Consider the following 1501-nt stretch of genomic DNA (forward strand, 5'->3'; position numbering starts at 1 on the left):
TTTTTTTATATTTATTAATTTAATTTGATTTGTTCCTGTCTTTTTTTGTTTATATAATGTGCTAATCAACATTAAGCCGTAGCGAGCTTACGGGCTTCGATATATAAGTCAATATCCTCAATGATATAGTTTGTGCCTGTCGTATGTAGGGCTTCGTAACAGGAATAGATATACTCCCACACTCGGTAACGGCTGAAAAGCTCCGCAAGCTGCTTGCCCGTTAAATGCTTTGCCAGCTTATATTGCTCGGCACAATAGATCATAAATTTTCCTTGACTGCTCATAATTAAATCTCCTCTGGCAATTCAAAACTGCCTGTCTTTTTTTCTTCATCAAACAGATTGAACAAGGTAAGAGGGCTGAAATGCCATAGCTTCGTTTCTTCCTGCTCCAAAAGAGCATATACCTTTGAATTGTAAAATTCATTTGAAGCTGTCAGTTCATCATACGCATAGTTTTCTGTAATCAAGTAAACGACTTGTTCAACCAACACGCCCATAACAGCGCTAAATTTTTCTGCTCCCATTACAATTCCTCCTGCGGGATTGTCCCAATAAATTTAAGATAGGAAAGCGCCTTTTCAGACGATAGTACCAACTGATTATACAGTTTTTTAATTTTCAGCGCTTCCAAAGTCTGTTCTTTTGTAAGTATACCTGCTGAATAGAGCGTGAATGTCGTATAAACATCATCATTTGCGACGGGGCCGAAAATAAAGTCGTAGGATTCTCCTGTGTAATTGCCAGAACGGTTCTCCGATACAAAATCCAGCCAAGCCTCATTAGCACTATCAAAACGCAAAACCGAACATTCTTCAAATGCAAGGTTTTCGTCAATCTCGTAAATGCTGACGGCTTTTTCACCATCTTTGCGACGCTTTGTCACTTTGTCGGCAAAGCCTATCGCCTGTATTTTATTGGTCGTTGTGTAAAATCCAAAGCCAAAATCAAGAAACCGATTCTGTAGGATCAATTTCGGCTCGGAAACAATTACATTACTGCCATGATATAGAATCATCCTGCACCCTCCAGTACTTTATCTGCAATCGCTTTTTCCTTCTGCAAGGATTTTACCATTGCCTCAATGTGCCGCCGTTTCTCTACAAGGGCGCGCACATTTTCAATTTCTTTTTTGCTGATATACTGTGAAACGACCTTTTTGCCATCCCTGTATTTCAGATAATAATATGTTTTCTCGCCAACCATCTTTTCCGAGATTGTGCCTTTCGGTAAAGCGGAAAGCTCACTTTGATACTTAGCAAGCATATATTCGATTCTTTGCTTTTCCTGCGTGACCGTATACAAAATCAAGTTCAATCCCATCACCTTCCTATTTTTATTATACACAACAAACCCAAAAATATCAACAATCTGTTGTTTAAGCATAAAGAAAAGTCACTTTCGATATGTGTTGATTAGCATTTTATTTTAACAAATTTTTGGCAAATTAAATTGGATAACAGAAGTAAAAGATATGAGCTAATTAGTAAAAAATAGCAAAA

Annotated in this window: 4 protein-coding genes; all 4 read right to left on the minus strand. The window is 37.6% G+C overall.

The window, feature by feature from the left end:
- Nucleotides 1-71 precede the first annotated feature (71 nt).
- Genes BR82_RS0114515 through BR82_RS0114530 form a run of 4 tightly spaced genes read right to left on the minus strand, consistent with a single transcriptional unit; the run spans nucleotide 72 to nucleotide 1385 of the window.
- Nucleotides 72-284 carry a DUF3791 domain-containing protein gene (locus tag BR82_RS0114515; protein ID WP_027090742.1) on the minus strand — a complete coding sequence of 71 codons (213 nt, stop codon included), beginning with the start codon at nucleotides 282-284 and terminating at the stop codon, nucleotides 72-74.
- 2 nt (nucleotides 285-286) lie between these two features.
- Nucleotides 287-526 (minus strand): hypothetical protein, encoded by a 240-nt coding sequence (locus tag BR82_RS0114520; RefSeq protein ID WP_027090743.1) that lies wholly within the window; start codon nucleotides 524-526, stop codon nucleotides 287-289.
- Entirely contained in the window at nucleotides 526-1017 is a 492-nt protein-coding gene (locus tag BR82_RS0114525; RefSeq protein ID WP_027090744.1) for a DUF3990 domain-containing protein, read from the minus strand. Before BR82_RS0114525 ends, BR82_RS0114520 begins: the two co-directional genes overlap by 1 nt.
- Nucleotides 1014-1385 (minus strand): DUF6788 family protein, encoded by a 372-nt coding sequence (locus BR82_RS0114530; RefSeq protein ID WP_027090745.1) that lies wholly within the window; start codon nucleotides 1383-1385, stop codon nucleotides 1014-1016. Before BR82_RS0114530 ends, BR82_RS0114525 begins: the two co-directional genes overlap by 4 nt.
- Nucleotides 1386-1501 lie beyond the last annotated feature (116 nt).

The sequence above is a fragment of the Thomasclavelia saccharogumia DSM 17460 genome (assembly GCF_000686665.1).
Classification (GTDB): domain Bacteria; phylum Bacillota_I; class Bacilli_A; order Erysipelotrichales; family Coprobacillaceae; genus Thomasclavelia; species Thomasclavelia saccharogumia.